Source organism: Streptomyces sp. NPDC025618 (genome assembly GCF_055558795.1).
On sequence record NZ_JBVHLW010000035.1, the window covers coordinates 1 to 24,753 of the forward strand.

The window sequence follows — 24,753 nt, forward strand, 5'->3', positions numbered from 1 at the left end:
AGCCCGTTGGGGGCACCTCTGGGGGCACCCCCGGACGGAGTCTGGGGGAGGTAGCTGGGGGAGTTTGAGGACAACGCGCGAAGCGTGTTGCGGGGGTCTGGGGGCCTGCCCCCCACGCGGCGGAGCCGCACATCAGACGCAGCCGGGAAGGGGCGGGTAGGGGAAAAGCCCGCCGCAGGCGCCACGGACCCGCAGCCGGGGGCCCTGGGGCACGCGCCCCGGTTCGGGTAGGGGGCGGCTGGGGAAAAGCCCGCCGCAGGCGACAACCCGCCCCCACCCCTACGTTGGACAACATGACCCAACCCACCTGGCACGTCACCGCCGACGTAGAAGGACGCCCCACCCAACGCGAGTGCACCCACCTCCACGAAGTCCGAGAAGTAACCCCCAGCACAACGGACGGCTGCGAAGACTGCCTACGCACAGGCAGCACCTGGCTGCACCTCAGAGAGTGCCTGACCTGCGGACACATCGGCTGCTGCGACAGCTCCCCGAACCAGCACGCGAGCGCCCACGCGCACACGGAATCCGGGCACGACCTCGCCCGCTCCTTCGAGCCGGGCGAGGACTGGGCCTGGTGTTACGCGGATGAGCTGCTGCTGGTGCCGCGCTAGCGGTGGGTTTCCGGCTGCCTGGGCCGCGGCGCGGCGAGTGGACCCGCCGCCCCCACCCGTACCGTCACGATCGGCGTGAAGTACCCCGCCGGATACGGCTCACCCACAGGGGATCCACCGGCCTCCACCCACGCGTGCGCGCGGAACGGCCGGCTTCGGACTCCCGTGCGCCACACCACCCCCAGGCCGCTCATCCGGCACAACAAGACCACGGCCAGCGACCGTTGCAGACACCCCGCCTCCACGGCGCACCGCGCGCTGGCCCTGACCACCGCCTCCCGTGCGGCCAGCACCTGCTCGGCGGTGGCGGGGACGGAGCCTGACCCGAAGCGGTTCAGCATGCGGCGGATGCGCTCCGGTGGCAGGGCGGCGAGCACCCGTGCCCCGGCGACGGCGGCCCGTACGCCCGCGCGCCGGTCCGGCCACCGGGTGCCGATCGGCCCGCTCATGGCGTCACCAGGCGGGCGGTGCGCAGCGAGGTGACCAGGGCCGACACGTCCTGCTCGGCCTGCCCGGCCGGCAGGCTCGGGTGCTGCTCTCTCAGGCCGCGGGCGGCCTCGGCTGTGGTGGCCCCCTGCAGGAGTGCGTTGAGGACGAGCGTGCCGGTGGCGTTGAGCTGCCAGTAGCGGCCGGTGCGCTCGTCGAGCAGGATCATGCCGTCGTCGACGGGTGCGGTGCTGATGGTGTCGCGCAGGCTGACGGTCATCGTGCTCTCCCGGTCGGGGTGGAGGTGGGCCGGTGGGCGGGGTGGGGCAGGGAGCGCAGCCAGGTCTCACAGGCGAGCGTCTGGGACAGGTGCGTGACGATGTGCGGCGTGGGGTGCGGGACGAGCAGGGCCGCGCGCAGCACGGATATGTCGATGAGCCCCCTGTCCGCCAGGAGCGAGCCGTCGAACAGCTCCAGCAGCTCGGCGCGGTGCCGAGCGAGGGCTATGTAGAAATCGGTGCTGTAGTCGCCTTTCGTGGTGCGGGCCAGCAGGGGTGCCGGGACGATGTCGTGCATCGCGGCGGTGAGCAGCGGTTTGCACGCGGTGCGCCCGGCGCGGTCGGGCAGGCGTACGGACAGGGCCGCGTTCATCACCGGGTCGTCCAGGCAGGGCGCCGCCTGGGGGAGCCCGGAGCGGGTGGTGGCCTGGTCGATGCGGCGGACAGCCGCCCCGGCGGTCCGCGCGTACTGCACGGCGGTGTGCTGGGCGCGGTGCGGCGCCAGAGGCTCGGGTTCCGCGGCGGCGGCTTCGTGGAGCAGCGTCCGGGCGCCGCGGACGGCTTCCGGTGTGGCCCAGGGAGGCATCCGCAGTGGCGGTCCCCAGGTCATGGACGGCGCGGTGGGTGTGGTCGGCAGCGCGTCCATTTCCTCGACGGCCTGGTGGAGCCAGTCCGCGTATGTGGTCTGCTCGGCCAGGGCGCGCAGCAGTGGCCAGAGCGGCTGCCGGAAGCGCAGGCAGTGGCGGCGGATGTGGGCGAGGACCTTCGCGGGGTGGGCGCGGACCAGGTCGTGGAGATAGCGGGGGGTGACGGAGAACAGCTCGTCGCCGCCGTGCCCGGCCAGGTGCAGCCGGGAGCCCGCTTCGCGCATCCGCCGGGCGAGGCCGGCGAGCCGGGCCGTGTCGCGCACCCACGCGCCCGGCTCCTCCAGTGCCGGGTGCGGACCGCGCGCGCCGGCGAACCACAGCGGATCCTCTGCCTGCCCCACCGACCGGTGCTCCGCTTCCGGCAGGGCCGCGCGGGCCCGATCTGCCCATTCCCTGTCGCTGTTGACCGGGTCGGCGCCCTGCCGGTGGGTGGTCACCAGGTGGGCCGGGCCGTGTGCCGCCAGGAAGCAGAGGCTGGTGGAGTCGAGGCCACCGGACAGATCCGCGCTGACCGTCCCCCCTCCCGCCGTGCAGGAATCCACTGCCGCCGTCAGTGCTTGGCGCAGCACCTGGGCGCCCTCGGCCAGGGGCAGCAGCGGCTCGGGCGTGGTCCACCAGCGGCGGAGGGCGGACCGGCCGTCGGACTCGACGACCAGGCAGTGGTCGGGCGGCACCGCGGTGACGCCTCGCCATGGGCTCCGCTCCTCCACGGGGTGCACGGCCCCGGCGGCCAGCAGCCTTGTCACCAGCACTTCTTCGTCCACCGCGGCGTCGATCGCGGCGGCCAGCACATCACTCCGGCCGGACGCGACCGTGGCCCCGCCGAGCAGGGCGTGGAAGATCCGCCGAACCCCCGAGGCGCTGCCGCGCACCCGCACCTGACCGCCTGCCGACGCGATCAGATGGAAGCTGCCCGCCAGCGGCTCGGCGACCCGCTCCACCTGCGCGACGTCGTCCACCCGGGCGATCAGCGCGGTGAGCTCGGCGGCGGTGACCGCGCAGCGGCCGATCACCGCGACCCTGGCCCTGCGCGTACGGGCGATCGTCACCTGGTCGTCCGCCCAGCGGCCCAGCAGCCAGGGCCTCCCGGAAGCGTGCGCGACGATCCGCTCGGCGCGCGGCCGCAGCGCGCACACCGCGATCTGCGCCGCCGGGCCGTCGGGCAGGACGGCGAACCACTCCTCACTCGGCATGGCCCGCTACCCCCAGTACCAGAGCTGACCCTCGCCGCCTTCCTCCAGCGTGCCTCCCTCGACCCAGCCGAGCGTGAGGTCACTGAAGTTGCCCACTTCGACGAGCGCCGGAGGCTCGTAGACCTCCGTGAGCTCTTTGAGATCAGTCATTTCGCGTCCCCTCCCGAAACCGCTGTCGTCACTCAGAGTATCTGACGGTAGCGCTCCGTGAAGGGGGGCTTGGCGCGCACAACCGGCGCACGGGGGGCGCGCGGGGCGCATCGCGCCCGCGCTCACCTTCCCCGACCGCCGCCCGAGTTGGCCGCCTTCACCTTTGTGCTGAGCGGCTCGGCGCGGGTGGCGAGCCGGGTGTCCTCGATCTCGGCGCCCCACTCCCGCCCGCCGCGAAGCGGTCGAAGCTGGAGCCGGAGGCCCTCGGTGCCCATGAACCGCCCGCCCCGGCCGAGCCGGCATCGCGACGCACGGCATGGGCTCACTCATCGCGGCGAAGCCGCGCCAGGCGGACGGCCTGGCCGACTCCTGACAGGGCGGTGTGCGTCGCCGCGATGCTGAAACGGGTCGGCAACGTCCTTTAGTGCCTGCCCCGAGCGAAGCGCCGGGTGGGCCAGAACAAACCCACCCGGCGCACCAACGCCCCCTACCAGCTCGACTTCCTGACCCCCGGCAGGAACCCCGCGTGCGCTTGCGCGCGTACGTTCACGCGGGAGAGTCCGAACGCGCCCACGTAGCCGCGCGGGCGGCCGTCCACCGAGTCGCGGTTGCGTACGCGCGTCGCGCTCGCGTCGCGCGGCTGGCGGCACAACTCGCGTTGTGCCGCGACGCGTTCCGCCTCCGGGGAGCGCGGGTCGCGGATGATCGCCTTCAGGATGGCCCGGCGGGCCGCGTAGCGGGCCACCGTCAGCCGGCGCTGTTCGTTTCTCGCGATCTTGCTCTTCTTCGCCATCAGACGCGCACCCCCCGGGCGCGGATGCGGGCCACCGCGGCCTCGATGCCGATGCTGTCGACCGTCCGGATCCCCTTCGCGCTCAGCCGCAGCCGCACATGACGGCCCTCGCTGGGGAGCCAGTAGCGCTTGCTCTGGATGTTGGGGTCGAAGCGGCGGGCGGTGCGCCGGTGGGAGTGCGAGATGGAGTTGCCGAAGCCGGGCTTGCGGCCGGTGAGCTGGCAGTGGGCGGACAAGGTCAGACCTCCGGTCCTCGGGCGGCCGCGACGGGCCTAATGAAAATGGAAACCATTTCTGTATAGTAGCCCCCATGGCCCGCAACGAGCTACGCCCCGTGATCAAGCTCCGGTCCACCGCCGGAACCGGCTACACCTACGTGACCCGCAAGAACCGCCGTAGCGACCCCGACCGCATGGAACTGCGGAAGTACGACCCCGTCGTCGGCCGCCACGTCACCTTCCGAGAGGAGCGCTGACCCCGATGCAGCCCGGAATCCACCCGCCCTACGGCCCCGTCGTCTTCCGCGACCGGGCCGCGAACTACGCCTTCCTCACCCGGTCGACCGCCACCAGCGACAAGACGGTGGAATGGGAGGACGGCAACACCTATCCCGTCATCGACGTCGAGATCTCCTCGGCGAGCCACCCCTTCTACACAGGCACCGCCCGCGTCCTGGACACGGCCGGGAGAGTCGAGCGCTTCGAGCGCCGGTACGGCAAGCGGGAGGGCGGCCGGTGACCGGTCGGCCGCTGCCCGTCGCGCTCGTCGGAGGTCTGCACTCGGACGCGCGCGTGGCCGTCGTCGAGCGGCTGTTGAACACCGTGCCGGGCAGCGTCGCGCTCCATCACGACCTCGCGACGGCCGTCACGGGAACGGTGCGCCGTACCGTACGGGACGGCTCGGGCGTCCTCGACGAGGGCGACGCTCCGCTCGTCAACGACTGCGCCTGCTGCGCGCTGCGCGAGGACCTGGTGCCCGAGCTCGAACGCCTCGCCGCCGGCGGCCTGTGCCGGCTCGCCGTCGTGGAGCTGTGGGACTCCGTCGAGCCCAAGGCGATGGCCGAGGTGGTCGCCGCCCACGGCGGCTCGGACTTCCGGCTGACGGGCGTGATCACCGCGATCGATCCAGCCCTGTCGCTGCCCGCGCTCGGCTGCGGCGACGACCTCGCCGAGGCGGGGCTCGCGGCCGCCGCGACGGATCAGCGGACCGTCGCGGACACTTTCGCGCGGCAGCTGGAGTACGCGCCGGTGCTGGCGGTGGTGGAGGGGAGCGGGGGTCCGGACACGCCGCCCGCGGACGCCGCCGATTTCGCGCTGCTCGACCAGCTCGTGCCCACCGCCCGTCGTGTTCCGGTCGAATCCGCGGAGTTGGCGGCCGCGGCGGTCGAGGGCTTCGACGTGGAGGCCGCGGCCGCCCGGCAGCACCCCGCCTGCGCGCTGCTGCCGCAGGCGGCCGACGCGGACGGCGTCAGTACGCTCGTATGGCACCGGCACCGGCCGTTCCACCCCGGACGGCTCTACGAGGCGCTGGAGGACCTGTCGTGCGCCGCGGCGCGCAGCCGGGGGCGGTTCTGGCTCGCGGACCGGCCGGACACCCTGCTGTCCTGGGACGCGGCCGGAGGCGCCCTGTGCGTGGAGAACGCCGGGCCGTGGCTGGCCGCGCTGCCGGACGCCGCCTGGGAGATGGTGCCCGCGACCCGTCGCGTCGCCGCCGCCCTGGACTGGCACCCCGAGCACGGCGACCGCGCGCAGTACCTCACCTTCACCTCGCCCGGCCTCGATGCGGAGGCGCTGTCCTCGCTGCTGGAGTCGTGCCTGCTGACCGACGCCGAATTCGCGGCGGGCCCGGACGCCTGGCGCTGTCTGTCCGCCGCATTCGACGAACTCCTCGACCCCGTTTCCTGATCACCGGCCGGTGCCCTCCTCCCGGCTGCCGGTCGACCACCAGAAAAGGCAATGCCTGTGCCCCGCCGTCCCGATCACCGCAAGAACCTCAAACCCCGTCCCAATCCCCTGGAAACAGCGGGCATCACATACATCGACTACAAAGACACCGATCTGCTGCGGAAGTTCATTTCGGACCGTGGGAAGATCCGCAGCCGGCGGGTGACGCGGGTCACCGCCCAGCAGCAGCGACAGCTCTCCCGGGCGATCAAAAACGCCCGGGAGATGGCCCTCCTGCCGTATTCGAGCACCGGGAAGTAGCGGATCCCCCACCGAAAGTGCACGTGCATCGGCCCATGCATAGGCACATGAACGGAGTTATGATCCGGAGTAGTTGTCATCCCCACCGTTCGTGCCGGGGTGCCCCCTGCGCATACTCCGGGAGAGTCCTGTGCCTCACGCGTACAACGGCATGGCTGCCACGGATCTCGACGGAGTCGTCTGGCGCAAGAGTCGGCACTCCAACTCGCAGGGGTCGTGCGTGGAGTTCGCGAAGCTGCCGGACGGCGGGATCGCGATGCGTAATTCCCGTCATCCGGACGGCCCGGCGCTCATCTACACGACGGCGGAGATCGAGGCCATGCTGCTGGGCGTCAAGGACGGCGAATTCGACGATTTGATCGCAGACTGAGCGCCCCCCGTGACAGCGCTCAGTCGCGATCCCGCGGCAGTCTGAACAGAGCCCAGACCACTTTCCCCCGCAGCGTCCCGGCCAGCGGATGCCAGCCCCAGGTGTCGCTGAAGGAGTCCACCAGGAGGAGCCCGCGCCCGCACTCCGCGGACGCGTCGGCCTCGCCCGCGACGGGGCTCTCCTCGCTGGGGTCCCGCACCGCGCACACCAGACGCGAAGTCCATCGCATCAGGTGCAGCCGTACGGGCGGCTCGTACTCCGTGCCGACGAGCTCGGCCGGAAGTGCGTAACGCATGGAGTTGGTCACCAACTCCGAGACCACGAGCGCCACATCGTCGAAGAGCCCGGGGAGGTCCCACTGCTGGAGCGTGCTCCGGGTGAACCGCCGTGCCGTCCTGACCGCCTCGAACCGGGGTGGCAGTACACAGGAGGCGGAGCTGGAGGCGGCCGATGGGGCGATCGGTGGCAGCCCTCGCCACAAGGGGGAGAGCACAGTCGATCCTTCGGTACCCATCCGAGGCACTCCTGGCAATCGTGGACGTGACATGCACGTGTGCGTTCCCATGGTTCCCAATGTGGATGGCGGATGCAAGGGCAGATGCACGTGCACGTGGGGGGTTTGGGGGCGCACGCTCCGGTAAGGCCGCAATTCTCCCTACGCCCTCCTGCGTACGGTGTCCGGACTGCCACCGCCTCCGTAATCGGATGCACACTCAACGGAGCCCGGAAGTGGCAGACTTCGGCGCCGGGGGTAGCGGGGGTCGCCCCGGAAGGGTGCGGAAGCGGCACGACCGGGTAGGGACCGGAAAAGGAGGAGTCGCGAAGATGGCCACGAGCGAGTCGAGCGGTTCTGTGGTGCGCCGCATTCTCCTGGGCTCACAGCTCAGGAGGCTGCGGGAATCGCGCGGGATCACCCGCGAGGCGGCCGGCTACTCGATCCGGGCGTCGGAGTCGAAGATCAGCCGCATGGAGCTGGGCCGGGTGAGCTTCAAGGCGCGTGACGTCGAGGACCTCCTCACGCTCTACGGCGTCACCGACGAGCTGGAGCGCGAAGCGCTGCTGGGGCTGGCCCGCGAGGCGAACGTCGCCGGCTGGTGGCACAGCTACGGCGATGTGCTGCCGGGGTGGTTCCAGACCTATGTGGGGCTGGAGGGCGCCGCGTCCCACATCAACATCTACGAAGTGCAGTTCGTGCACGGCCTGCTCCAGACCGCCGGCTACGCCCAGGCCGTCGTCGTCCGCGGCCAGCCGACCGCCTGCGAAGCGGAGGTCGAGCGCCGCGTCTCGCTGCGCATGGAGCGCCAGAAGCTGCTGTTCTCCGAGCGCGCACCGCACTTCCACGCCGTGCTGGACGAGGCCGCGCTGCACCGCCCCTACGGCGGCGAGGCCGTCATGCGCGGTCAGCTGGAGCACCTCATCGACATCTCGGAACAGGCCAATGTGACGCTCCAGGTGATGCCGTTCGCGCACGGCGGGCACGCGGGGGAGAGCGGCGCCTTCACCATGCTGCGCTTCCCCGAGTCCGACCTCTCCGACGTCGTCTATCTGGAGCAGCTGACCAGCGCGCTGTATCTGGACAAGCCCGACGAGGTCGCGCAGTACGGCAGGGTGATGGAGCGCCTGCACGAGGACAGCCTCTCGCCCGCCCTCACCCGCGACCTGTTGCGGCGGCTGCTCCAACTCGTGTGACTCATCAGTACGATGACGTCCCATCAGGAGTCTGCATTCCGGTTCGGGCGCCGTGAGCGCCCCCGTATCTCCAGGCAGGGATGGCGCATGTCCTACTTCGACGAGTTGGCCTTCCAGTACATCGACGGCGAGTGGCGGGCCGGCACCGGCTCCTGGGACATCGTCGACTTCAACCCCTACGACGGGGAGAAGCTCGCCTCCATCACGGTGGCCGGTGTGGACGAGATCGACCAGGCGTACCGCGCCGCCGAGCGCGCCCAGAAGGCGTGGGGCGCCACCAACCCGTACACCCGGCGGCTCGTCTTCGAGCGGGCGCTGCGGGTGATCGACGAGCGGGAGAGTGAGCTGTCCGCCGCGATCACCGCGGAGTGCGGCGGGACGGCTGTGAAGGCGGCCTTCGAGCTGCACCTGGTGCGGGAGTTCCTGCGCGAGGCGCTGCACCTCGCGCTGCGCGCGGAGGGGCGCATCCTGCCGTCGCCGGACGACACCAAGGAGAACCGCCTCTACCGGCTGCCGGTCGGTGTCGTCGGGGTGATCAGCCCCTTCAACTTCCCCTTCCTGCTGTCGATCAAGTCCGTCGCGCCCGCCATCGCCCTCGGCAACGCCGTCGTCCTCAAGCCGCACCAGAACACGCCGATATGCGGCGGCGGGCTGGTGGCCAAGGTCTTCGAGGAGGCCGGGCTGCCCGCCGGGGTGCTCAACGTCGTGGTCACCGACATCGCGGAGATCGGGGACGCGCTCATCGAGCACCCGGTGCCCCGCGTGATCTCCTTCACCGGCTCCGACAAGGTCGGCCGGCACGTCGCCACCGTCGCCGCCTCGCACTTCAAGCGGACCGTCCTGGAGCTCGGCGGCAACAGCGCCCTGATCGTCCTCGACGACGCGGACGTGGACTACGCCGTGGACGCGGCCGTCTTCAGCCGCTTCATCCACCAGGGGCAGGTCTGCATGGCGGCGAACCGGGTGCTCGTGGACCGCTCCGTGGAGGCGGAGTTCACCGAGAAGTTCGTCGCCAAGGTCAAGTCCCTGAAGGTCGGCGACCCCGGCGACCCGGCCACCCACATCGGCCCGCTGATCAACGCCGGTCAGGCCGATGCCGTCAACACCCTGCTGGACCAGTCCGTCGCGGACGGCGCGACCGCCCTCGTACGCGGCGCGACGAACGGCACGCTCGTCGCGCCCTCCGTGCTCACCGGGATCGCGGCCGACTCGCCGATCCTCACGCAGGAGATCTTCGGTCCGGTCGCCCTGCTCATCCCCTTCGACGGCGAGGAAGAGGCTGTCCGGATCGCGAACGCCACACCGTACGGGCTGAGCGGCGCGGTGCACACGCGGGACATCGAGCGGGGCGTACGCGTCGCCAAGCGCATCGACACCGGGATGATCCACGTCAACGACGGGACGGTCCACGACGAGGCGATCGTGCCCTTCGGCGGCGAGAAGCACTCGGGGGTCGGGCGGCTGAACGGTGACTCGATGGTCGACGTCTTCACGACCACCAAGTGGATCTCGATCCAGCACGGGCGCAGCAAGTTCCCCTTCTGACACGTGGGATGTAGGTCGCGTGCTGTCCGCATCGCCTTCTACGGTGAGGGCCATCGGTGACGACGAGAGGGTGGATCCCATGGTGACGCTGGTGATCGAGAAGGACCCGGCCGACGAACGCGCCACGCTGCTGGCGTTCGTGGAGGCCCAGCGGGGCGCGCTGCGCCGGTCCGTCCTGGGCCTGACCGAGGAAGAGGCGGCGCGCAAGCCCAGCGCGAGTGAGCTGTCGCTGGGCGGGCTCCTCAAGCACGTCGTGGAGTGCGAGGAAGGGTGGGTGTGCCGGGCGCAGGGCCGGCCGGAGCGCCAGCGCTCCCCGGAGACGTGGGAGGACAGCTTCCGGCTGCTCGACGGCGAGAGCGTGGCGGGCATGCTCGCCCGGTGGGAGGGGGTGGCGGAGGAGACCGCGCGCTTCATCCACTCCGTACCGAGCCTCTCGGACACGTTCCCCTTGCCGGAGGCGCCGTGGTTCCCGCCGGGTGCTTCCGTGTCGATGCGGTGGCTGCTGCTGCACCTGGTGGAGGAGCTCGCCCGGCACGCGGGGCATGCGGATGTGATCCGCGAGTCGTTGGACGGGCGGTCGGCGCTTGACCTTGTGGGTGAGGCGGGGGACTGATTCGGGTGCGGGCCTGAAACTGGGGCTGCGCCCCAGACCCCGCAACACGGCTTCGCCGCGTTGGGGGAGTTTGAGGGCGCGCCCGAAGGGCGCTGGGGCCCGGGGCCTCCCCCCACGCGGCGGAGCCGCATATCAGATGCAGCCGGGAAGGGGCGGGGTAGGGGAACAGAGCCCGCCGCAGGCGCAGTGGACCCGCACCCCGCAACGGACCCGCGCTCAAACCGGCCGGCCCACAACCTAGGCTGGGCGACAGCAAGTCGCAGCCCCCGGAATGAGGAACCCATGTCGGCGATCCGGCTACTGACGCTGGGCGCGGTCCGGCAGCACGGACGGGCCCACGGCTATCAGGTCCGCAGCGACCTGGAGTTCTGGGGCGCCCACGAGTGGTCGAACGCCAAGCCCGGGTCGATCTACCACGCCCTCAAGTCCATGGCCACGCAAGGGCTGATGATCGCGCACGACACCGCGCCGAGCGAGGCCGGCGGTCCGCCCCGTACGGAGTACGAGCTGACGGAGGAGGGCGAGCGGGAGTATTTCCGGCTGCTGCGGGAAGCGCTGTCCTCGCCCGGTCAGAAGGTCGACATGGTGACTGCGGGCATCGGCTTCATGGTCGACCTGCCGCGCGCCGAGGCCATCTCCCTGCTGAAGCGGCGGGTCGAGTCGCTGCGCGCCTGGCGCGAGGAGATCCGCCTGCACTGGACGCCGGGGGAGGGCGAGGACTGGGGGCACATCGGCGAGATCAGGGGCATGTGGGTCCACACCGCAGAGAGCGGCGAACAGTGGGCCCTGGGCCTGATCGAGCGCCTGGAGGCCGGCGCCTATGTGATGGCCGACGAGGGCGACCCCTGGGCGGGCCTCAACCCCTCAGGAAGCTGACGGGGACGGCTGACGGGCACCGTCAGTGGTGGAACGCCGTGGCGACGGCCTCAGGGCGGTCCAAGGGGCCGGGCTGGCTGCGCAGTTCGGGCAGGAGCGAGCGCAGGTCGTCCAGGAAGAGGTCGGCCAGGTCGTGCGAGAAGCCGTTGCGGCAGACGACCCGCAGGACCGACAGGTCCTCCCGGTTCGGCGGGAAGCTGTAGGCGGGCACCAGCCAGCCGCGCTCCCGCAGGCGCCGTGACACGTCGAAGACGTCGTATCGCGTGACGCCCTCGGCCGTCGTGAAAGCGAACACGGGCAGCTCGTCCCCGCGCGTCAGCAGGCGGAAGTCGCCCAGCTCCTCGATGTGCCCGGAGAGACGACAGGCGACATCGCGCGCGTTCTGCTGCACGGCGCGGTATCCCTCGCGCCCCAGACGCAGGAAGGTGTAGTACTGCGCGGCCACCTGCGCGCCCGGACGGGAGAAGTTCAGCGCGAAGGTGGGCATGTCGCCGCCCAGATAGTTGACCCGGAAGACGAGCTCCTCCGGCAGCGCGGAAGCGTCCCGCCACAGCGCCCACCCGACGCCCGGATAGACCAGCCCGTACTTGTGCCCCGAGGTGTTCACGGAAGCGACGCGCGGCAGCCGGAAGTCCCACACGAGACCGGGGTCCAGGAAGGGCGCGATCATCGCCCCGGAGGCGCCGTCCACATGCACGGGGATGTCGAGGCCCGTGCGCTCCTGGAGCGCGTCCAGCGCCGCGCACAGGCCGGCCACCGGCTCGTACGACCCGTCGAACGTCGACCCCAGGACGGCCACGACGCCGATGGTGTTCTCGTCGCAGAGCGCGGCGGCCGCCTCGGGGTCGAGGTGGAAGCGCTCGCCCTCCATCGGCACCTGGCGCGCCTCGACCTCCCAGAAGGCGCAGAACTTCTCCCAGCAGACCTGCACGTTCGTGCCCATCACCAGATTGGGCCGGGCACCGGCCGAGGGATAGCGCCCGGCGTTCGCGAGCGCCCAGCGCCGCTTGAAGGCCAGCCCGGCGAGCATGCACGCCTCGCTCGACCCGGTGGTCGAGCAGCCGACGGCGGTGGCGGGGTCGGGCGCGTGCCAGAGGTCGGCGAGCATCCGCACGCAGCGCTTCTCCAGCTCGGCGGTGCGGGGGTACTCGTCCTTGTCGATCATGTTCTTGTCGCGGCACTCGGCCATCAGCACCCCCGCCTGCGGCTCCATCCAGGTGGTGACGAAGGTGGCGAGGTTGAGCCGGGAATTGCCGTCCAGCATCAGCTCGTCGTGGACGAACTGGTACGCCGCGTGCGGCGTCATCGGCCCCTCGGGCAGCGCGTCCCGCGGCGGCTCGGCCGCCATCCCGCCGACGGGGTCGGCCTCACCGTAGAAAGGGTTGACCGCGTAGCCGCGTCCCGCCGCCCTGTCGGCGCCTTTGTGCAGTGCCATGGCGTTGATCTACCACCGGCGCGAGCGCGCCACGCTGGGGCGGTGCCACCCGCGAGGGTGAGGGGGCACCGCCGCCCCGCGTCAGGAAACGGGGGCTTCGGCGTCACGCGTGGGGAGAGATGACGACCGCGGTGCCGTACGCGCAGACCTCCGTGCCGACGTCCGCCGCTTCCGTCACGTCGAAGCGGAACATCAGGACCGCGTTCGCGCCGCGCGCCCGCGCCTGCTCCACGAGGCGGTCCATCGCCTGGTTGCGGGTCTCCACGAGGGTCTTGGTCAGCCCCTTGAGCTCACCGCCGATCAAGGACTTCAGCCCGGCGCCGATCTGGCTGCCGACGTGCCGCGAGCGCACGGTGAGGCCGAAGACCTCGCCGATGACCCGGTCGACCTTGTAGCCCGGCACGTCGTTCGTCGTGACCACCAGCACATCGGTCTGGGACTGTCCGCCGCCGTACTCCTCGATGCCCATCGCATCCACCTCCGTGTGTGCAGTTTTGCCGTACAACGGCCCGGACGCATGCCGGGGCGGCGCGGTTGAGCCCGGCCGGGGGCCGGTGTGCTTCGTGGCACTCTGGAACCGGGGGCCGGGCGGTCACGTTGTACTTTTGGGGCCGCACTTCCCCGTCACCCCGCCTGTGCCCGGGCCTCGCACGAGCCTGCGCCCTCGACCCAGGAGCCTGTCACCGTGTCCCCCACGACCACACTCGCGCTCGGCCCGCAGTGGCTCGACGCGAACTATCTGATCGACCATTTCGGTCTGATCGGCGTCCTGGCCATCGTCTTCGCGGAGTCCGGCCTGCTGATCGGGTTCTTCCTGCCGGGTGACTCGCTGCTCTTCACCACCGGCCTGCTCGTCACCACGAATCAGATCGACAAGCCCCTGTGGCTGGTCGCCCTGCTTGTCGTGCTCGCCGCCGTCCTCGGTGACCAGGCGGGCTATCTCTTCGGCCGCAAGGTCGGCCCCGCGCTCTTCAAGCGCCCCGACTCCCGTCTCTTCAAGCAGGAGAACGTGGAGAAGGCGCACGAATTCTTCGAGAAATACGGCCCGAAGTCGCTGGTCCTGGCGCGTTTCGTGCCCATCATCCGGACGTTCACGCCGATCATCGCCGGCGTGAGCCGGATGAACTACCGCTCCTTCCTGATCTTCAACATCATCGGCGGCTGCCTCTGGGGCGCCGGGGTCACCCTGCTGGGCGCCGCCCTCGGCAAGGTCGACTTCGTCAACAAGCACATCGAGCTGATCCTCGTCGCCATCGTGCTGGTCTCGGTCGTCCCGGTCGCCATCGAGCTGCTGCGCGCCCGTTCCAAGGCGAAGAAGGCGCCCGCCCCCCTGCCCGGCCCCGCGGGCACGCACGGCGCCCCCGGCGCGCCCATGCCCCCCTTCGACGGCCGTCCGGCCCCGCGCGGCCGCCACGCCAAGCGCTGACGCCCCGCACCTCTCCTGCCGCCGCACGCATACCGGGGCCCCCACTGGGCACCCGGAACACCCATCAGGCATGGTGGCCGTAGCAGCGGCAGGAGGCGTACGAGGAGCGTGTGGTGGCTGATCGGCAGCGGGGTGGTGCGGACCCGGTCGAGGACCGGAAGCCGCAGTCCGACGAGGCGCGCAGCGCTTTCACCCCGCCGCCGGGCGTACCACTCCCCGGCCCGCCCGACGACGAGCACCCGACGTCGGAATTCGCTGTTCCGGAGGGTGTGGCCGCAGAGCCGGAGAGCGAGCCCGAAGGCTCGGCCTTCACCCTCCCCGCGGGAGCCGTGAGCCCCAGCACCACCCAGGGCACGCCCTACCCCGCCTTCACCCCGCCGCACGGCATACCCAGGGTCAGCCTCACCAAGGAGGCGCCCTGGCAGGACCGGATGCGCACGATGCTGCGCATGCCGGTCGGCGAGCGGCCCGTGCCCGAGCGCGCGGAGAAGGCCGACGAGCCCGGCCCGCCCGTACCCCGTGTGCTCGACCTGACGCTGCGCATCGGCGAGCTGCTGCTCGCCGGCGGTGAGGGCGCCGAGGACGTGGAAGCGGCGATGTTCGGTGTCGCGCACGCCTACGGCCTCGGCCGCTGCGAGCCCACCGTCACCTTCACCCTCCTGTCGGTCAGCTACCAGCCGTCCCTGATAGACGACCCCATCACGGCCAGCCGCACCGTGCGCCGCCGCGGCACCGACTACAACCGGCTCTCCGCCGTCTTCCGGCTCGTCCACGAGATCACCTCGCGCGGGCTGACCCTGGAGGAGGCGTACCGCGGCCTCGCCGAGATCCGCCGCAACCGCCACCCCTACCCGGGCTGGGCGCTCACGGCCGCCTCCGGACTGCTCGCCGGCGCGGCGAGCATGCTGGTGGGCGGCGGGGCCCTGGTCTTCCTGGCGGCGGCAGCGGGCGCGATGCTGGGCGACCGGCTGGCGTGGCTGGCGTCCGGGCGCGGACTGCCGGAGTTCTATCAGTTCGTCGCCGCGGCCATGGCGCCCGCCGCGATGGGCGTGACCCTCAGCGCCACCCACGCGCACGTACAGGCGTCGGCGGTCATCACCGGTGGCCTGTTCGCCCTTATCCCCGGACGGGCCCTCGTGGCGGGTGTACAGGACGGCCTGACGGGCTACTACATCACCGCCGCGGCCCGGCTGCTGGAAGTCGGCTATCTGATCGTCGGCATCGTCTGCGGAGTCCTGGTCGTCCTCTACGGAGGCGTGCACATCGGCGGCAGAACGCTGAGCCCCGAGGCGGCGCTGCAACACCAGGAGCGGCCGCTGATCCAGATCATCGCCGCGATGCTGCTGGCCTTCTCCTTCGCGGTGCTGCTCCAGCAGGAGCGCAACACCGTGCTGGCGGCCACCCTCAACGGCGGGGTGGCCTGGGTGATCTACGCGGCGCTCGCCGACACCGCCAAGCTCGACCCGGTGCCCGCCACGGCCATCGCCGCCGGCCTCGTCGGCCTCTTCGGCCAGCTGCTGTCCCGCTACCGCTACGCGTCGGCCCTGCCGTACGTCACGGCGGCGATCGGCCCGCTGCTGCCGGGTAGCGCGACGTATTTCGCGCTGCTGAACTTCGCGAAGAACGAGATGAGCACCGGCATCTCCAGCCTGACCAAGGCGGCGGCGCTGGCGCTGGCCATCGCCATCGGGGTGAACCTGGGCTCGGAGATGGCCCGGCTGTTCATCAAGGTCCCGGGAGCGGCGGCGTCCCGCCGGGCGGCGAAGCGGACCCGCGGCTTCTAGAGCGGCCTCCGGGGCGGCTTCCGCAAAGACTGCCGGGAAGTCTTCCGCGAAGCCTTTCCGGAGCAGCCTCCGGAAAGGCTTCCGGAACGACGTACGCGCGGCCCCCGTGCCCTCCGGGGCACTCGGGAACCGCGCGTACGTCAGTCGAACGTCGGCACCACTCAGTGGTGCGAGCCGCCCGCGGCCTCCAGGCGCTTGTAGGACGCCTCGATCTCGGCCTCGGCCTCGGCGCGGCCGACCCAGTCGGCGCCCTCGACGGACTTGCCCGGCTCCAGGTCCTTGTAGACCTCGAAGAAGTGCTGGATCTCCAGGCGGTCGAACTCCGACACGTGGTGGATGTCGCGCAGGTGCTCGACGCGAGGGTCGTTCGCCGGGACGCACAGGAGCTTGTCGTCGCCGCCGGCCTCGTCCGTCATGCGGAACATGCCGATGGCGCGGCACTTGATGAGGCAGCCCGGGAAGGTCGGCTCGTCGAGGATGACGAGCGCGTCCAGCGGGTCGCCGTCCTCACCGAGGGTGTTCTCGACGAAGCCGTAGTCGGCCGGGTAGCTGGTCGAGGTGAAGAGTCGGCGGTCCAGACGGATGCGACCGGTCTCGTGGTCCACCTCGTACTTGTTCCGCGAACCCTTCGGGATCTCGATGGTGACGTCGAACTCCACGGGTGGCTCCTCCATGATCAACACATACGTCCGATGATGCTGTGTCCCCCCGGGCGGGTGGCTACAGCGGGTGCCATGCTCGCGGCAAGGCGCAGTGATTAAGTGTCTCTCACGCAGGTGTGTGGTGGCGAAAGGGGCTGGTCCGTGGTGCGTGAGTGGTGGCGGAGCACCCCGCTGGAGCGGCGCAGGACCGTACGGTTCGTCGCGGTGTCGGCCCTGGCGGGCCTGGTCGCGGCGGCGGGCGCGGCGGGGGCCGCCGGGCCCTGGGAGTCCGGCCAGCGCAAGGCCGAGCGCGCCCGCGCCGCCGCGGGCGCGGCGCGCGCCGACGGCCGCCACGCCGGGCCGCGGGAGCCCACCGCGCCGCCCGTCCTCACGGCCCTCGGCGGCCGGGCCACCGCGCAGGAACCGACCCGGGACGGCCTCGCCGCCGTGCTCGAACCACTGCTGAAGGACGCCGCGCTCGGCTCGGACCGGTCGGTGGCGGTGTACGACGCCGCCACCGGCAGGCAGCTCTACGGCTCCGCGCCCGACACCGCTTACACCCCCGCGTCGACGATCAAACCGGCCACCGCGGCGGCGGCGCTCGCCGCGCTCGGGCCGGACCACCGGATCGACACCACGGTCGTGACGGGTGGCGACGGCATCGTGCTCGTGGGTGGTGGCGACCCCACGCTCACCGCGCGTCCGGCCAAGGCGGGACCGCAGCAGCCCGCGAGCCTCCAGGCCCTCGCGGAGGCCACCGCGCGCAAGCTGAAGGAGCGCGGTACGGAGCACACGAAGGTCACGTACGACGCCTCGCTCTACTCCGGGCCGCCCCTGCACGTCATCGGCCCGAACGAGAACATCGCGCCCGTCAGCGCCCTGATGACCGACGAGGGCCGCCTCGACGACTCCGACCACGGGCCCGCCGGCCGGACCGCCGACCCGGCCGGCGACGCGGCCCGGAAGTTCGCGGAGCTGCTCGGCGAGCAGGGCGTGAAGGTCGACGGCGAGGTGGCCCAGGGCACGGCCGGGGCGAAAGCGGAACGTGTCGCCGCGGTCTCCTCCCCGCCGCTGGGCGCGCTGGTCGAACGCGCCCTCACCAACAGCGACAACGACATCGCCGAGGCCCTCGCCCGGCAGACCGCCCTCGCCTCCGGGCAGCCCGCGAGCTTCGAGGGCGCGGCGAAGGCGGTGACCGAGCGCCTCGACAAGCTCGGTCTGTCGGGCGCCCGCATCGCCGACGGCAGCGGCCTCGATCGCGCGGACCAGGCCTCGGCGGCCTTCCTCGCCCAGCTGCTCGTACGCGCCGCCGACCCCGCCCACCCCGAACTGCGCCCGGTCCTGACGGGCCTGCCGGTCGCCGGCTTCACCGGCACGCTGAGCGGCCGGTACGCGGACGAGGAGGCGGGCCGCGGGGCGGTCCGCGCGAAGACGGGCACGCTCACCGGCGTGAACACCCTCGCCGGTACGGCGGTCTCGGCGGACGGCCGCCTCCTGACGTTCGCTTTCATGGCCTCCGGCACGAGTGACGCCGACGCGGCGCAGCGGGTCCTGGACCGCATGGCGACGGCGGTGGCGGGCTGCGGCTGCGGCGGCTGATCGCTTTTCCCCGGGCCCACCCCTTCCGGCTGCGTCCGATGCGCGGCTCCGCCGCGTGAGGGGCCGTGCCCTCGCCCCGGCGACCGAAGGCGGCCGGAGGCCGGCTCTCACGGACCGTGGACTCGTAACCTGCGGGCCGCGGGGATGGGGGGGCTGCGGTCCGCACATCCGGCCCGTGGGGGGCACATCCCAGCGGGAACCGGGGAGCTCCCGCCGCAGGCGGCAACGAAACCCGCGGCCGGGGGCCTGGGGTTCGCCCCCAGCTCGGCCCCCAGCTCGGGAAGGGGCGGGCAGGGGAAAAAGCGCCGCAGGCGGCCACCCACCCGCGGCCGAGAGCCCGGGCGCGAGCCCCGCACCGCGGAGCCGTACATCAAGGGGCGGCAGCAGAACAAAGCCCGCCGCAGCCGCAGCCGCATGGGAACCCCACCGCAGGGAACCCCTAACCGCCAGCCGTGCGCAGCACGTACGGTGAAGCCATGACGAGCATCGGTGGTGCGGAGATGGTCGACTGGAAGCTCGCGGTCGCGACCGCGACGAGGCTCGTGCGGCCGGGCCCGGAGATCGGCCGGGACGCGGCCCGCGAGGTCGTCGCGGAGCTGAGGCGGCACGCGAAGACGTCGGAGGAGCACGTCCGGGCGTTCACCCGGATGACGCCGCCGGCGTCCGAGGGCGAGGAGCACGACACCCCGGTGCTCATCGTGGACCGGGCGGGCTGGATCAAGGCGAACGTCGCCGGCTTCCGCGCCCTGCTCGGCCCGCTGCTGGAGAAGATGTCGGACCGCCGGGCCAACGTCCCGGGCGGCGCGGTGCTCGGGGCGGTCGGCGGCAAGGTGACCGGGGTGGAGCTGGGCATGCTCCTGTCGTTCCTGGCGTCCAGGGTGCTCGGGCAGTACGAGACGTTCGCGCCCGCCACCCGCGACCTGCCGGGCGCGGCAGCGGGCGGACGGCTGCTGCTGGTGGCGCCGAACATCGTCCACGTGGAGCGCGAGCTGGACGTGGATCCGCACGACTTCCGGCTGTGGGTGTGCCTCCACGAGGAGACGCACCGCACGCAGTTCACGGCGGTGCCGTGGCTGCGCGACCATATCGAGGGCGAGATCCAGGCGTTCCTGGGCGAGACGGAGGTCGACCCGGCGACGCTGCTGGAGCGGGTGCGGGAAGCGGCGCAGTCGCTTGCGGGCGGCAGGCCGCCGCAGGACGAGGAGGGCGAGGGCGGGCGCAGCATCGTCGATCTGGTCCAGACTCCCACGCAGCGCGAGATCCTCGGCCGGCTGACGGCGGTGATGTCCTTGCTGGAGGGCCACGCGGACTACGTGATGGACGGCGTGGGCCCCTCCGTCGTGCCGTCGGTGACGGAGATCCGGGAGAAGTTCCAGCAGCGCCGCGCGACCGGCGCGGGGCGCCTGGACGCGGCGCTGCGCAAGCTGCTGGGACTGGACGCCAAGCTGCGGCAGTACCGTGATGGCGAGCGGTTTGTACGAGCGGTCGTCGACCAAGTCGGTATGGACGGTTTCAACCGGGTCTGGACGTCCCCGAACACCCTCCCGACCAAGGCGGAGATCGCCAAACCGGCGGACTGGGTCGCGCGGGTGCACGGAAAGACGGAATCCTGAAGCGGACGCTCCACCTCCGGGTAGAACGCTTCCGTAATCACCCGTCCGAGGGACCGTGGGCCAGGGGTGGGCGTGCGATGCTCGGGTAATGGCTCGCTTCTGTCACCATCGACGCACACAGCGTGACTGAGGCTCGAAGCTCGCGCAGCTCCGACCATCTCCATATGGAACGATTGGACACACGGACATGGGTCCACATCCCGCGGTCGCCGCGATACGCCTGGCGGTCCGCCGCGTACTTCACGACGTCCTCACCCCCACCACACCCGCATCCGTAACCCCCACCTCCCCGGGCCGGCCCCCGCTCGTCCTGGTCGCCTGCTCCGGTGGCGCCGACTCCATGGCCCTGGCCTCCGCACTGGCCTTCGAGGCGCCCAAGCTCGGCATCAGGGCCGGAGGAGTCACCGTCGACCACGGCCTCCAGCACGGCTCCGACATCCGCGCCGCCGAGGTCGTCAGCAGGATGACCGCCCTCGGCCTCGACCCCGTCGAGGCCGTCACCGTGTCCGTCGGCAGGGAAGGCGGCCCGGAGGCCGCCGCCCGCGATGCCCGCTACGCCGCCCTGGACGCCGTCGCCGAGCGGCACGGAGCCGCCGCGATCCTGCTCGGCCACACCCGCGACGACCAGGCGGAGACCGTGCTCCTCGGGCTCGCCCGCGGCTCCGGCATCCGCTCGCTCTCCGGCATGGCCGTCGCCTCCGGCATCGGCGGCCGCTACCGCAGGCCCTTCCTCGGCCTGGACCGCCAGACGGCCCGCAAGGCGTGCATGGTCCAGTCGCTCCCCGTCTGGGACGACCCGCACAACGCCGACCCGGCCTACACCCGCTCCCGGGTCCGCCACGAAGCACTGCCCGTCCTGGAGAAGGCGCTCGGCAAGGGCGTGGTCGAGGCCCTCGCCCGCACCGCCCAGCTCTCACGGGACGACGCCGACGCGCTCGACGGCTGGGCCGCCGCCGTCGAGCCCTCCGTGCGGGACGACAGCGGCGCGCTGGAGGCCGCGAAGCTGTTCGCCCTGCCCCCCGCCGTCCGCCGCCGGGTGCTGCGCCGCGCGGTCATCTCGGCGGGCGCACCGGCCGGTTCGCTCTTCGCCCGGCACATCGAGGAAGTCGACCGGCTGATCACCGGCTGGCGCGGCCAGGGGGCCATCAATCTGCCCGGGCGCGTCGCGGTCCGCAGGCAGGGTGGCAGACTGGTCCTTCGGCAGGGCTGATTCGAACGAGTGCGAACGAGCACGGCTCGCCTCGAACAGGCCGGATGAGACAGAGCCGGACGAGCCTTCAACGAACGAGAGTGGCGCGGGTGGACGACAAGGACATGGGCACCGACCTCAAGTCGGTGCTCATCACCAAGGAAGAGATCGACGCGAAGCTGGCGGAGCTGGCGGCGAAGATCGACGCGGAGTACGCGGGCAGGGACCTGCTCATCGTCGGTGTCCTCAAGGGCGCCGTGATGGTGATGGCGGACCTGGCGCGCGCGCTGTCCACCCCCCTCACGATGGACTGGATGGCCGTGTCCTCGTACGGCGCGGGCACCCAGTCCTCCGGCGTGGTCCGGATCCTCAAGGACCTCGACACCGACATCAAGGGCAAGGACGTCCTGATCGTCGAGGACATCATCGACTCCGGCCTGACGCTGTCCTGGCTGCTGTCGAACCTCGGCTCGCGGGAGCCCGCCTCCCTCAATGTCGTCACTCTCCTGCGCAAGCCGGAGGCGGCCAAGGTCGCCATCGACGTGAAGTGGGTCGGCTTCGACATCCCGAACGAGTTCGTCGTCGGTTACGGCCTCGACTTCGCCGAGAAGTACCGCAATCTGCCTTTCGTGGGCACGCTCGCGCCGCACGTCTACGGCGGCTAGGGCCCCGGCCCGGACGGGACTCTCCACGCGCGGGAACCGACTGGCGGTTCCCGCCGTTGGAGCATGGGAAGGCGGGTTGTTTGACCGCCTGCGGCGGCGTCGGGTGACAATGCTGGGGTACCGTCCGAAGGTCAGTCTTTTCAATCTTTTTCAAGGTCGAGCAGAACACCGTACGCACGCACCCCCTGACAGGGGCGGCCGTGCCTCACTGTGGCAGGAGGGACGGGGCGCTCGCGCCCCGTATGGATGGACGTGAAGCGCTACTTCCGTGGGCCGGTCATGTGGATCGTGCTGGCCGTCCTCGCCGTGGTCGTGTTGATGCAGGTCGTCGGCTCGTCCGGCGGCTACAAGTCGGTGGACACCAGCCAGGTCGTCAACGCGATCAACAAGGACCTGGTGAAATCGGCCGAGCTGACCACCGGCGACGAGAACAAGATCAAGGTCGAGCTCAAGGACGGCCAGAAGGTCAAGGGCAGCGGCAAGATCCAGGCGAACTACATCGGCGACCAGGGCGTCGACCTCGCCAAGACCTTGCAGGCCAAGGCCGACTCCAAGCAGATCTCCGACGGCTACAACATCTCGACGTCGAAGCAGAACCCCTTCATCGGGGTGCTGCTCTCGCTGCTGCCGTTCGTCCTGATCGTCGTGGTCTTCCTCTTCCTGATGAATCAGATGCAGGGCGGCGGCTCCCGAGTGATGAACTTCGGGAAGTCCAAGGCCAAGCTGATCACCAAGGACACCCCGAAGACGACCTTCGCCGATGTGGCCGGGTCGGACGAGGCGGTCGAGGAGCTCCACGAGATCAAGGAGTTCCTCCAGGAGCCGGCGAAGTTCCAGGCCGTGGGAGCCAAGATCCCCAAGGGCGTCCTGCTCTACGGCCCGCCCGGCACGGGCAAGACCCTGCTCGCGCGCGCCGTCGCCGGCGAGGCGGGCGTGCCCTTCTACTCGATCTCGGGCTCCGACTTCGTCGAGATGTTCGTGGGTGTCGGCGCCTCGCGTGTCCGTGACCTCTTCGAGCAGGCCAAGGCCAACGCCCCGGCCATCGTCTTCGTCGACGAGATCGACGCCGTCGGCCGGCACCGTGGCGCGGGCCTCGGCGGCGGTCACGACGAGCGCGAGCAGACCCTCAACCAGCTGCTGGTCGAGATGGACGGCTTCGACGTGAAGGGCGGCGTCATCCTGATCGCCGCCACGAACCGCCCGGACATCCTCGACCCGGCGCTGCTGCGCCCGGGCCGCTTCGACCGGCAGATCGCCGTCGACCGCCCGGACATGCAGGGCCGTCTGGAGATTCTCAAGGTTCACCAGAAGGGCAAGCCGGTCGCCCCGGACGTCGACCTCTCGGCCGTCGCCCGCCGCACCCCCGGCTTCACCGGTGCCGATCTCTCCAACGTGCTCAACGAGGCCGCCCTGCTGACGGCCCGCAGCGACAAGAAGCTGATCGACAACCACATGCTGGACGAGGCGATCGACCGTGTCGTGGCCGGACCGCAGAAGCGGACCCGGATCATGAGCGACAAGGAGAAGAAGATCACCGCCTACCACGAGGGCGGTCACGCCCTGGTCGCGGCGGCGTCCCCGAACTCCGACCCGGTGCACAAGATCACGATCCTGTCCCGCGGCCGCGCGCTCGGCTACACCATGGTCCTGCCCGACGAGGACAAGTACTCCACCACGCGCAACGAGATGCTCGACCAGCTGGCGTACATGCTGGGCGGCCGCGCGGCCGAGGAGCTCGTCTTCCACGACCCGACCACCGGTGCGGCCAACGACATCGAGAAGGCCACGGCCACGGCCCGCGCGATGGTCACGCAGTACGGCATGACCGAGCGGCTCGGTGCGATCAAGTTCGGCTCGGACAACAGCGAGCCGTTCCTGGGCCGCGAGATGTCGCACCAGCGCGACTACTCGGAAGAGGTCGCGGCCCTGGTCGACGAAGAGGTCAAGAAGCTCATCGAGACCGCGCACAACGAGGCGTGGGAGATCCTCGTCGAGAACCGCGACGTCCTCGACAACCTGGTTCTGGCCCTCCTGGAGAAGGAGACGCTGAACAAGGAGGAGATCGCCGAGGTCTTCAAGCACATCGTGAAGCGCCCGGCCCGCCCGGCGTGGACCGGCTCCTCGCGCCGTACGCCCTCCACCCGCCCGCCGGTGCTCTCCCCCAAGGAGCTCGCGCCGAGCAACGGCGGCCAGCCCGTGGAGCAGGCCGACCTCCCGGACGACACCCGCCCGGAGCTCTGACCGGCAAGAACAGCTGAGCCCGGGCTCCTCACCAGGCCCGGAATGGATGCCGCGTCCCCCAGGTTATTAGCCTGGGGGACGCGGCTTTCCGCATCGTGGCCGCCGTCGGCCCGTACGTACGCATGAGAGAACGAGGCAACTCCATGACCGACCCGGTGACGCTGGACGCCGAGAGCTCCATCGGCGCATTCGACGAGAAGCGGGCCGAGAACGCCGTCCGTGAGCTGCTGATCGCGGTGGGCGAGGATCCCGACCGCGAGGGGCTCCGCGAGACGCCGGCGCGGGTCGCTCGTGCGTACAAGGAGATATTCGCGGGGTTGTGGCAGCAGCCGGAGTCGGTGCTGACCACGACCTTCGACATAGGGCACGACGAGATGGTGCTCGTCCGCGACATCGAGGTCTACAGCACCTGTGAGCACCACCTGGTGCCCTTCCACGGTGTGGCGCACGTCGGCTACATCCCCGCCACCAGCGGCAAGATCACGGGGCTGTCGAAGCTGGCCCGCCTGGTGGACGTCTACGCCCGCCGCCCGCAGGTCCAGGAGCGGCTCACCACGCAGATCGCGGACTCGCTGATGGAGATCCTGGAGCCGCGCGGTGTGATCGTGGTCGTCGAGTGCGAGCACATGTGCATGTCGATGCGGGGCATCCGCAAGCCCGGCGCGAAGACGCTGACCTCGGCCGTACGCGGCCAGCTGCGCGACCCCGCGACCCGCGCCGAGGCCATGAGCCTGATCATGTCCTCCCGCTGACGCGGGAACG

28 protein-coding genes are annotated in these 24,753 nt (G+C 71.2%); 18 read left to right on the top strand and 10 right to left on the bottom strand.

Annotated elements, in window-relative coordinates; genetic code table 11:
• The first annotated feature begins 293 nt into the window (after positions 1-293).
• Positions 294-614 (top strand): UBP-type zinc finger domain-containing protein, encoded by a 321-nt coding sequence (locus ACZ4A5_RS24755; protein ID WP_467588265.1) that lies wholly within the window; start codon positions 294-296, stop codon positions 612-614.
• Here ACZ4A5_RS24755 and ACZ4A5_RS24760 read toward each other — a convergent pair.
• The 6 genes from ACZ4A5_RS24760 to rpmB form a co-directional block, all read right to left on the bottom strand.
• Positions 611-1,063 carry a lasso peptide biosynthesis B2 protein gene (locus tag ACZ4A5_RS24760; RefSeq protein WP_467588268.1) on the bottom strand — a complete coding sequence of 151 codons (453 nt, stop codon included), beginning with the start codon at positions 1,061-1,063 and terminating at the stop codon, positions 611-613. The genes ACZ4A5_RS24755 and ACZ4A5_RS24760 overlap by 4 nt on opposite strands.
• Positions 1,060-1,320, bottom strand: a complete 261-nt coding sequence (locus ACZ4A5_RS24765) for a lasso peptide biosynthesis PqqD family chaperone (protein WP_467588271.1) — start codon at positions 1,318-1,320, stop codon at positions 1,060-1,062. The genes ACZ4A5_RS24760 and ACZ4A5_RS24765 overlap by 4 nt, the downstream gene beginning before the upstream one ends.
• Entirely contained in the window at positions 1,317-3,158 is a 1,842-nt protein-coding gene (locus tag ACZ4A5_RS24770; RefSeq protein WP_467588274.1) for an asparagine synthase-related protein, read from the bottom strand. Before ACZ4A5_RS24770 ends, ACZ4A5_RS24765 begins: the two co-directional genes overlap by 4 nt.
• Before the next feature lie 6 nt (positions 3,159-3,164).
• Positions 3,165-3,308, bottom strand: coding sequence for a lasso RiPP family leader peptide-containing protein (locus ACZ4A5_RS24775; RefSeq protein WP_467588277.1), 144 nt, complete (start codon positions 3,306-3,308; stop codon positions 3,165-3,167).
• 487 nt (positions 3,309-3,795) lie between these two features.
• Entirely contained in the window at positions 3,796-4,101 is a 306-nt protein-coding gene (rpsN, locus tag ACZ4A5_RS24780; protein WP_467588280.1) for a 30S ribosomal protein S14, read from the bottom strand.
• On the bottom strand, positions 4,101-4,337 hold the full coding sequence (rpmB, locus tag ACZ4A5_RS24785) for a 50S ribosomal protein L28 (protein ID WP_361528859.1): 237 nt from the start codon (positions 4,335-4,337) through the stop codon (positions 4,101-4,103). The genes rpsN and rpmB overlap by 1 nt, the downstream gene beginning before the upstream one ends.
• Before the next feature lie 74 nt (positions 4,338-4,411).
• On the opposite strand from rpmB, the gene rpmG reads away from it, so the two are divergent.
• The 5 genes from rpmG (at position 4,412) to ACZ4A5_RS24810 (ending at position 6,675) form a co-directional block, all read left to right on the top strand.
• On the top strand, positions 4,412-4,576 hold the full coding sequence (rpmG, locus tag ACZ4A5_RS24790; RefSeq protein ID WP_398873109.1) for a 50S ribosomal protein L33: 165 nt from the start codon (positions 4,412-4,414) through the stop codon (positions 4,574-4,576).
• A 5-nt stretch (positions 4,577-4,581) separates the two neighbouring features.
• The gene (locus ACZ4A5_RS24795; protein WP_467588283.1) at positions 4,582-4,839 is read left to right on the top strand and encodes a type B 50S ribosomal protein L31; all 258 of its coding nucleotides are present in this window, start codon (positions 4,582-4,584) and stop codon (positions 4,837-4,839) included.
• Positions 4,836-6,005, top strand: a complete 1,170-nt coding sequence (locus tag ACZ4A5_RS24800) for a GTP-binding protein (protein WP_467588286.1) — start codon at positions 4,836-4,838, stop codon at positions 6,003-6,005. The genes ACZ4A5_RS24795 and ACZ4A5_RS24800 overlap by 4 nt, the downstream gene beginning before the upstream one ends.
• Before the next feature lie 57 nt (positions 6,006-6,062).
• Positions 6,063-6,305, top strand: a complete 243-nt coding sequence (rpsR, locus tag ACZ4A5_RS24805; RefSeq protein ID WP_467588432.1) for a 30S ribosomal protein S18 — start codon at positions 6,063-6,065, stop codon at positions 6,303-6,305.
• Positions 6,306-6,435: 130 nt separating this feature from the next.
• Complete coding sequence (locus tag ACZ4A5_RS24810) at positions 6,436-6,675, top strand: DUF397 domain-containing protein (RefSeq protein WP_467588288.1); 240 nt, start codon at positions 6,436-6,438, stop codon at positions 6,673-6,675.
• 19 nt (positions 6,676-6,694) lie between these two features.
• On the opposite strand, the gene ACZ4A5_RS24815 is transcribed toward ACZ4A5_RS24810, so the two are convergent.
• Positions 6,695-7,189 carry an ATP-binding protein gene (locus ACZ4A5_RS24815; RefSeq protein ID WP_467588291.1) on the bottom strand — a complete coding sequence of 165 codons (495 nt, stop codon included), beginning with the start codon at positions 7,187-7,189 and terminating at the stop codon, positions 6,695-6,697.
• A 311-nt stretch (positions 7,190-7,500) separates the two neighbouring features.
• Between ACZ4A5_RS24815 and ACZ4A5_RS24820 the strand changes: the two genes are divergently transcribed.
• The 4 genes from ACZ4A5_RS24820 to ACZ4A5_RS24835 all read left to right on the top strand — a co-directional run bounded on the left by ACZ4A5_RS24820 (position 7,501) and on the right by ACZ4A5_RS24835 (position 11,398).
• A complete protein-coding gene (locus ACZ4A5_RS24820) occupies positions 7,501-8,364 on the top strand; it encodes a helix-turn-helix domain-containing protein (RefSeq protein WP_467588294.1) in 864 nt (287 codons plus the stop codon).
• Between the two features lie 87 nt (positions 8,365-8,451).
• Entirely contained in the window at positions 8,452-9,909 is a 1,458-nt protein-coding gene (locus ACZ4A5_RS24825; RefSeq protein WP_467588297.1) for an aldehyde dehydrogenase family protein, read from the top strand.
• Positions 9,910-9,988: 79 nt separating this feature from the next.
• Positions 9,989-10,522 carry a DinB family protein gene (locus ACZ4A5_RS24830; RefSeq protein ID WP_467588300.1) on the top strand — a complete coding sequence of 178 codons (534 nt, stop codon included), beginning with the start codon at positions 9,989-9,991 and terminating at the stop codon, positions 10,520-10,522.
• A gap of 282 nt (positions 10,523-10,804) precedes the next feature.
• On the top strand, positions 10,805-11,398 hold the full coding sequence (locus tag ACZ4A5_RS24835; RefSeq protein ID WP_467588304.1) for a PadR family transcriptional regulator: 594 nt from the start codon (positions 10,805-10,807) through the stop codon (positions 11,396-11,398).
• A 22-nt stretch (positions 11,399-11,420) separates the two neighbouring features.
• On the opposite strand, the gene ACZ4A5_RS24840 is transcribed toward ACZ4A5_RS24835, so the two are convergent.
• Together ACZ4A5_RS24840 and ACZ4A5_RS24845 are read right to left on the bottom strand one after the other, a co-directional pair.
• Positions 11,421-12,833, bottom strand: a complete 1,413-nt coding sequence (locus ACZ4A5_RS24840; RefSeq protein WP_467588307.1) for a glutamate decarboxylase — start codon at positions 12,831-12,833, stop codon at positions 11,421-11,423.
• A gap of 103 nt (positions 12,834-12,936) precedes the next feature.
• On the bottom strand, positions 12,937-13,302 hold the full coding sequence (locus tag ACZ4A5_RS24845; protein WP_398873089.1) for a YbjQ family protein: 366 nt from the start codon (positions 13,300-13,302) through the stop codon (positions 12,937-12,939).
• A gap of 216 nt (positions 13,303-13,518) precedes the next feature.
• Between ACZ4A5_RS24845 and ACZ4A5_RS24850 the strand changes: the two genes are divergently transcribed.
• Positions 13,519-14,259, top strand: coding sequence for a DedA family protein (locus tag ACZ4A5_RS24850; protein WP_467588310.1), 741 nt, complete (start codon positions 13,519-13,521; stop codon positions 14,257-14,259).
• Positions 14,260-14,369: 110 nt separating this feature from the next.
• The gene (locus ACZ4A5_RS24855) at positions 14,370-16,043 is read left to right on the top strand and encodes a threonine/serine exporter family protein (RefSeq protein WP_467588313.1); all 1,674 of its coding nucleotides are present in this window, start codon (positions 14,370-14,372) and stop codon (positions 16,041-16,043) included.
• A gap of 161 nt (positions 16,044-16,204) precedes the next feature.
• Here ACZ4A5_RS24855 and ACZ4A5_RS24860 read toward each other — a convergent pair whose 3' ends face one another.
• On the bottom strand, positions 16,205-16,702 hold the full coding sequence (locus tag ACZ4A5_RS24860; RefSeq protein WP_045933001.1) for an inorganic diphosphatase: 498 nt from the start codon (positions 16,700-16,702) through the stop codon (positions 16,205-16,207).
• Positions 16,703-16,846: 144 nt separating this feature from the next.
• Between ACZ4A5_RS24860 and dacB the strand changes: the two genes are divergently transcribed.
• The 6 genes from dacB to folE all read left to right on the top strand — a co-directional run bounded on the left by dacB (position 16,847) and on the right by folE (position 24,743).
• Entirely contained in the window at positions 16,847-18,283 is a 1,437-nt protein-coding gene (gene dacB, locus ACZ4A5_RS24865; protein WP_467588316.1) for a D-alanyl-D-alanine carboxypeptidase/D-alanyl-D-alanine endopeptidase, read from the top strand.
• 476 nt (positions 18,284-18,759) lie between these two features.
• A complete protein-coding gene (locus tag ACZ4A5_RS24870) occupies positions 18,760-19,896 on the top strand; it encodes a zinc-dependent metalloprotease (RefSeq protein WP_467588321.1) in 1,137 nt (378 codons plus the stop codon).
• Positions 19,897-20,083: 187 nt separating this feature from the next.
• A complete protein-coding gene (gene tilS / locus ACZ4A5_RS24875) occupies positions 20,084-21,106 on the top strand; it encodes a tRNA lysidine(34) synthetase TilS (protein ID WP_467588325.1) in 1,023 nt (340 codons plus the stop codon).
• Between the two features lie 104 nt (positions 21,107-21,210).
• Positions 21,211-21,750 (top strand): hypoxanthine phosphoribosyltransferase, encoded by a 540-nt coding sequence (hpt, locus tag ACZ4A5_RS24880; RefSeq protein ID WP_398873197.1) that lies wholly within the window; start codon positions 21,211-21,213, stop codon positions 21,748-21,750.
• A 246-nt stretch (positions 21,751-21,996) separates the two neighbouring features.
• A complete protein-coding gene (gene ftsH / locus ACZ4A5_RS24885; protein WP_398873077.1) occupies positions 21,997-23,991 on the top strand; it encodes an ATP-dependent zinc metalloprotease FtsH in 1,995 nt (664 codons plus the stop codon).
• Between the two features lie 143 nt (positions 23,992-24,134).
• The gene (folE, locus tag ACZ4A5_RS24890) at positions 24,135-24,743 is read left to right on the top strand and encodes a GTP cyclohydrolase I FolE (RefSeq protein ID WP_467588329.1); all 609 of its coding nucleotides are present in this window, start codon (positions 24,135-24,137) and stop codon (positions 24,741-24,743) included.
• Positions 24,744-24,753 lie beyond the last annotated feature (10 nt).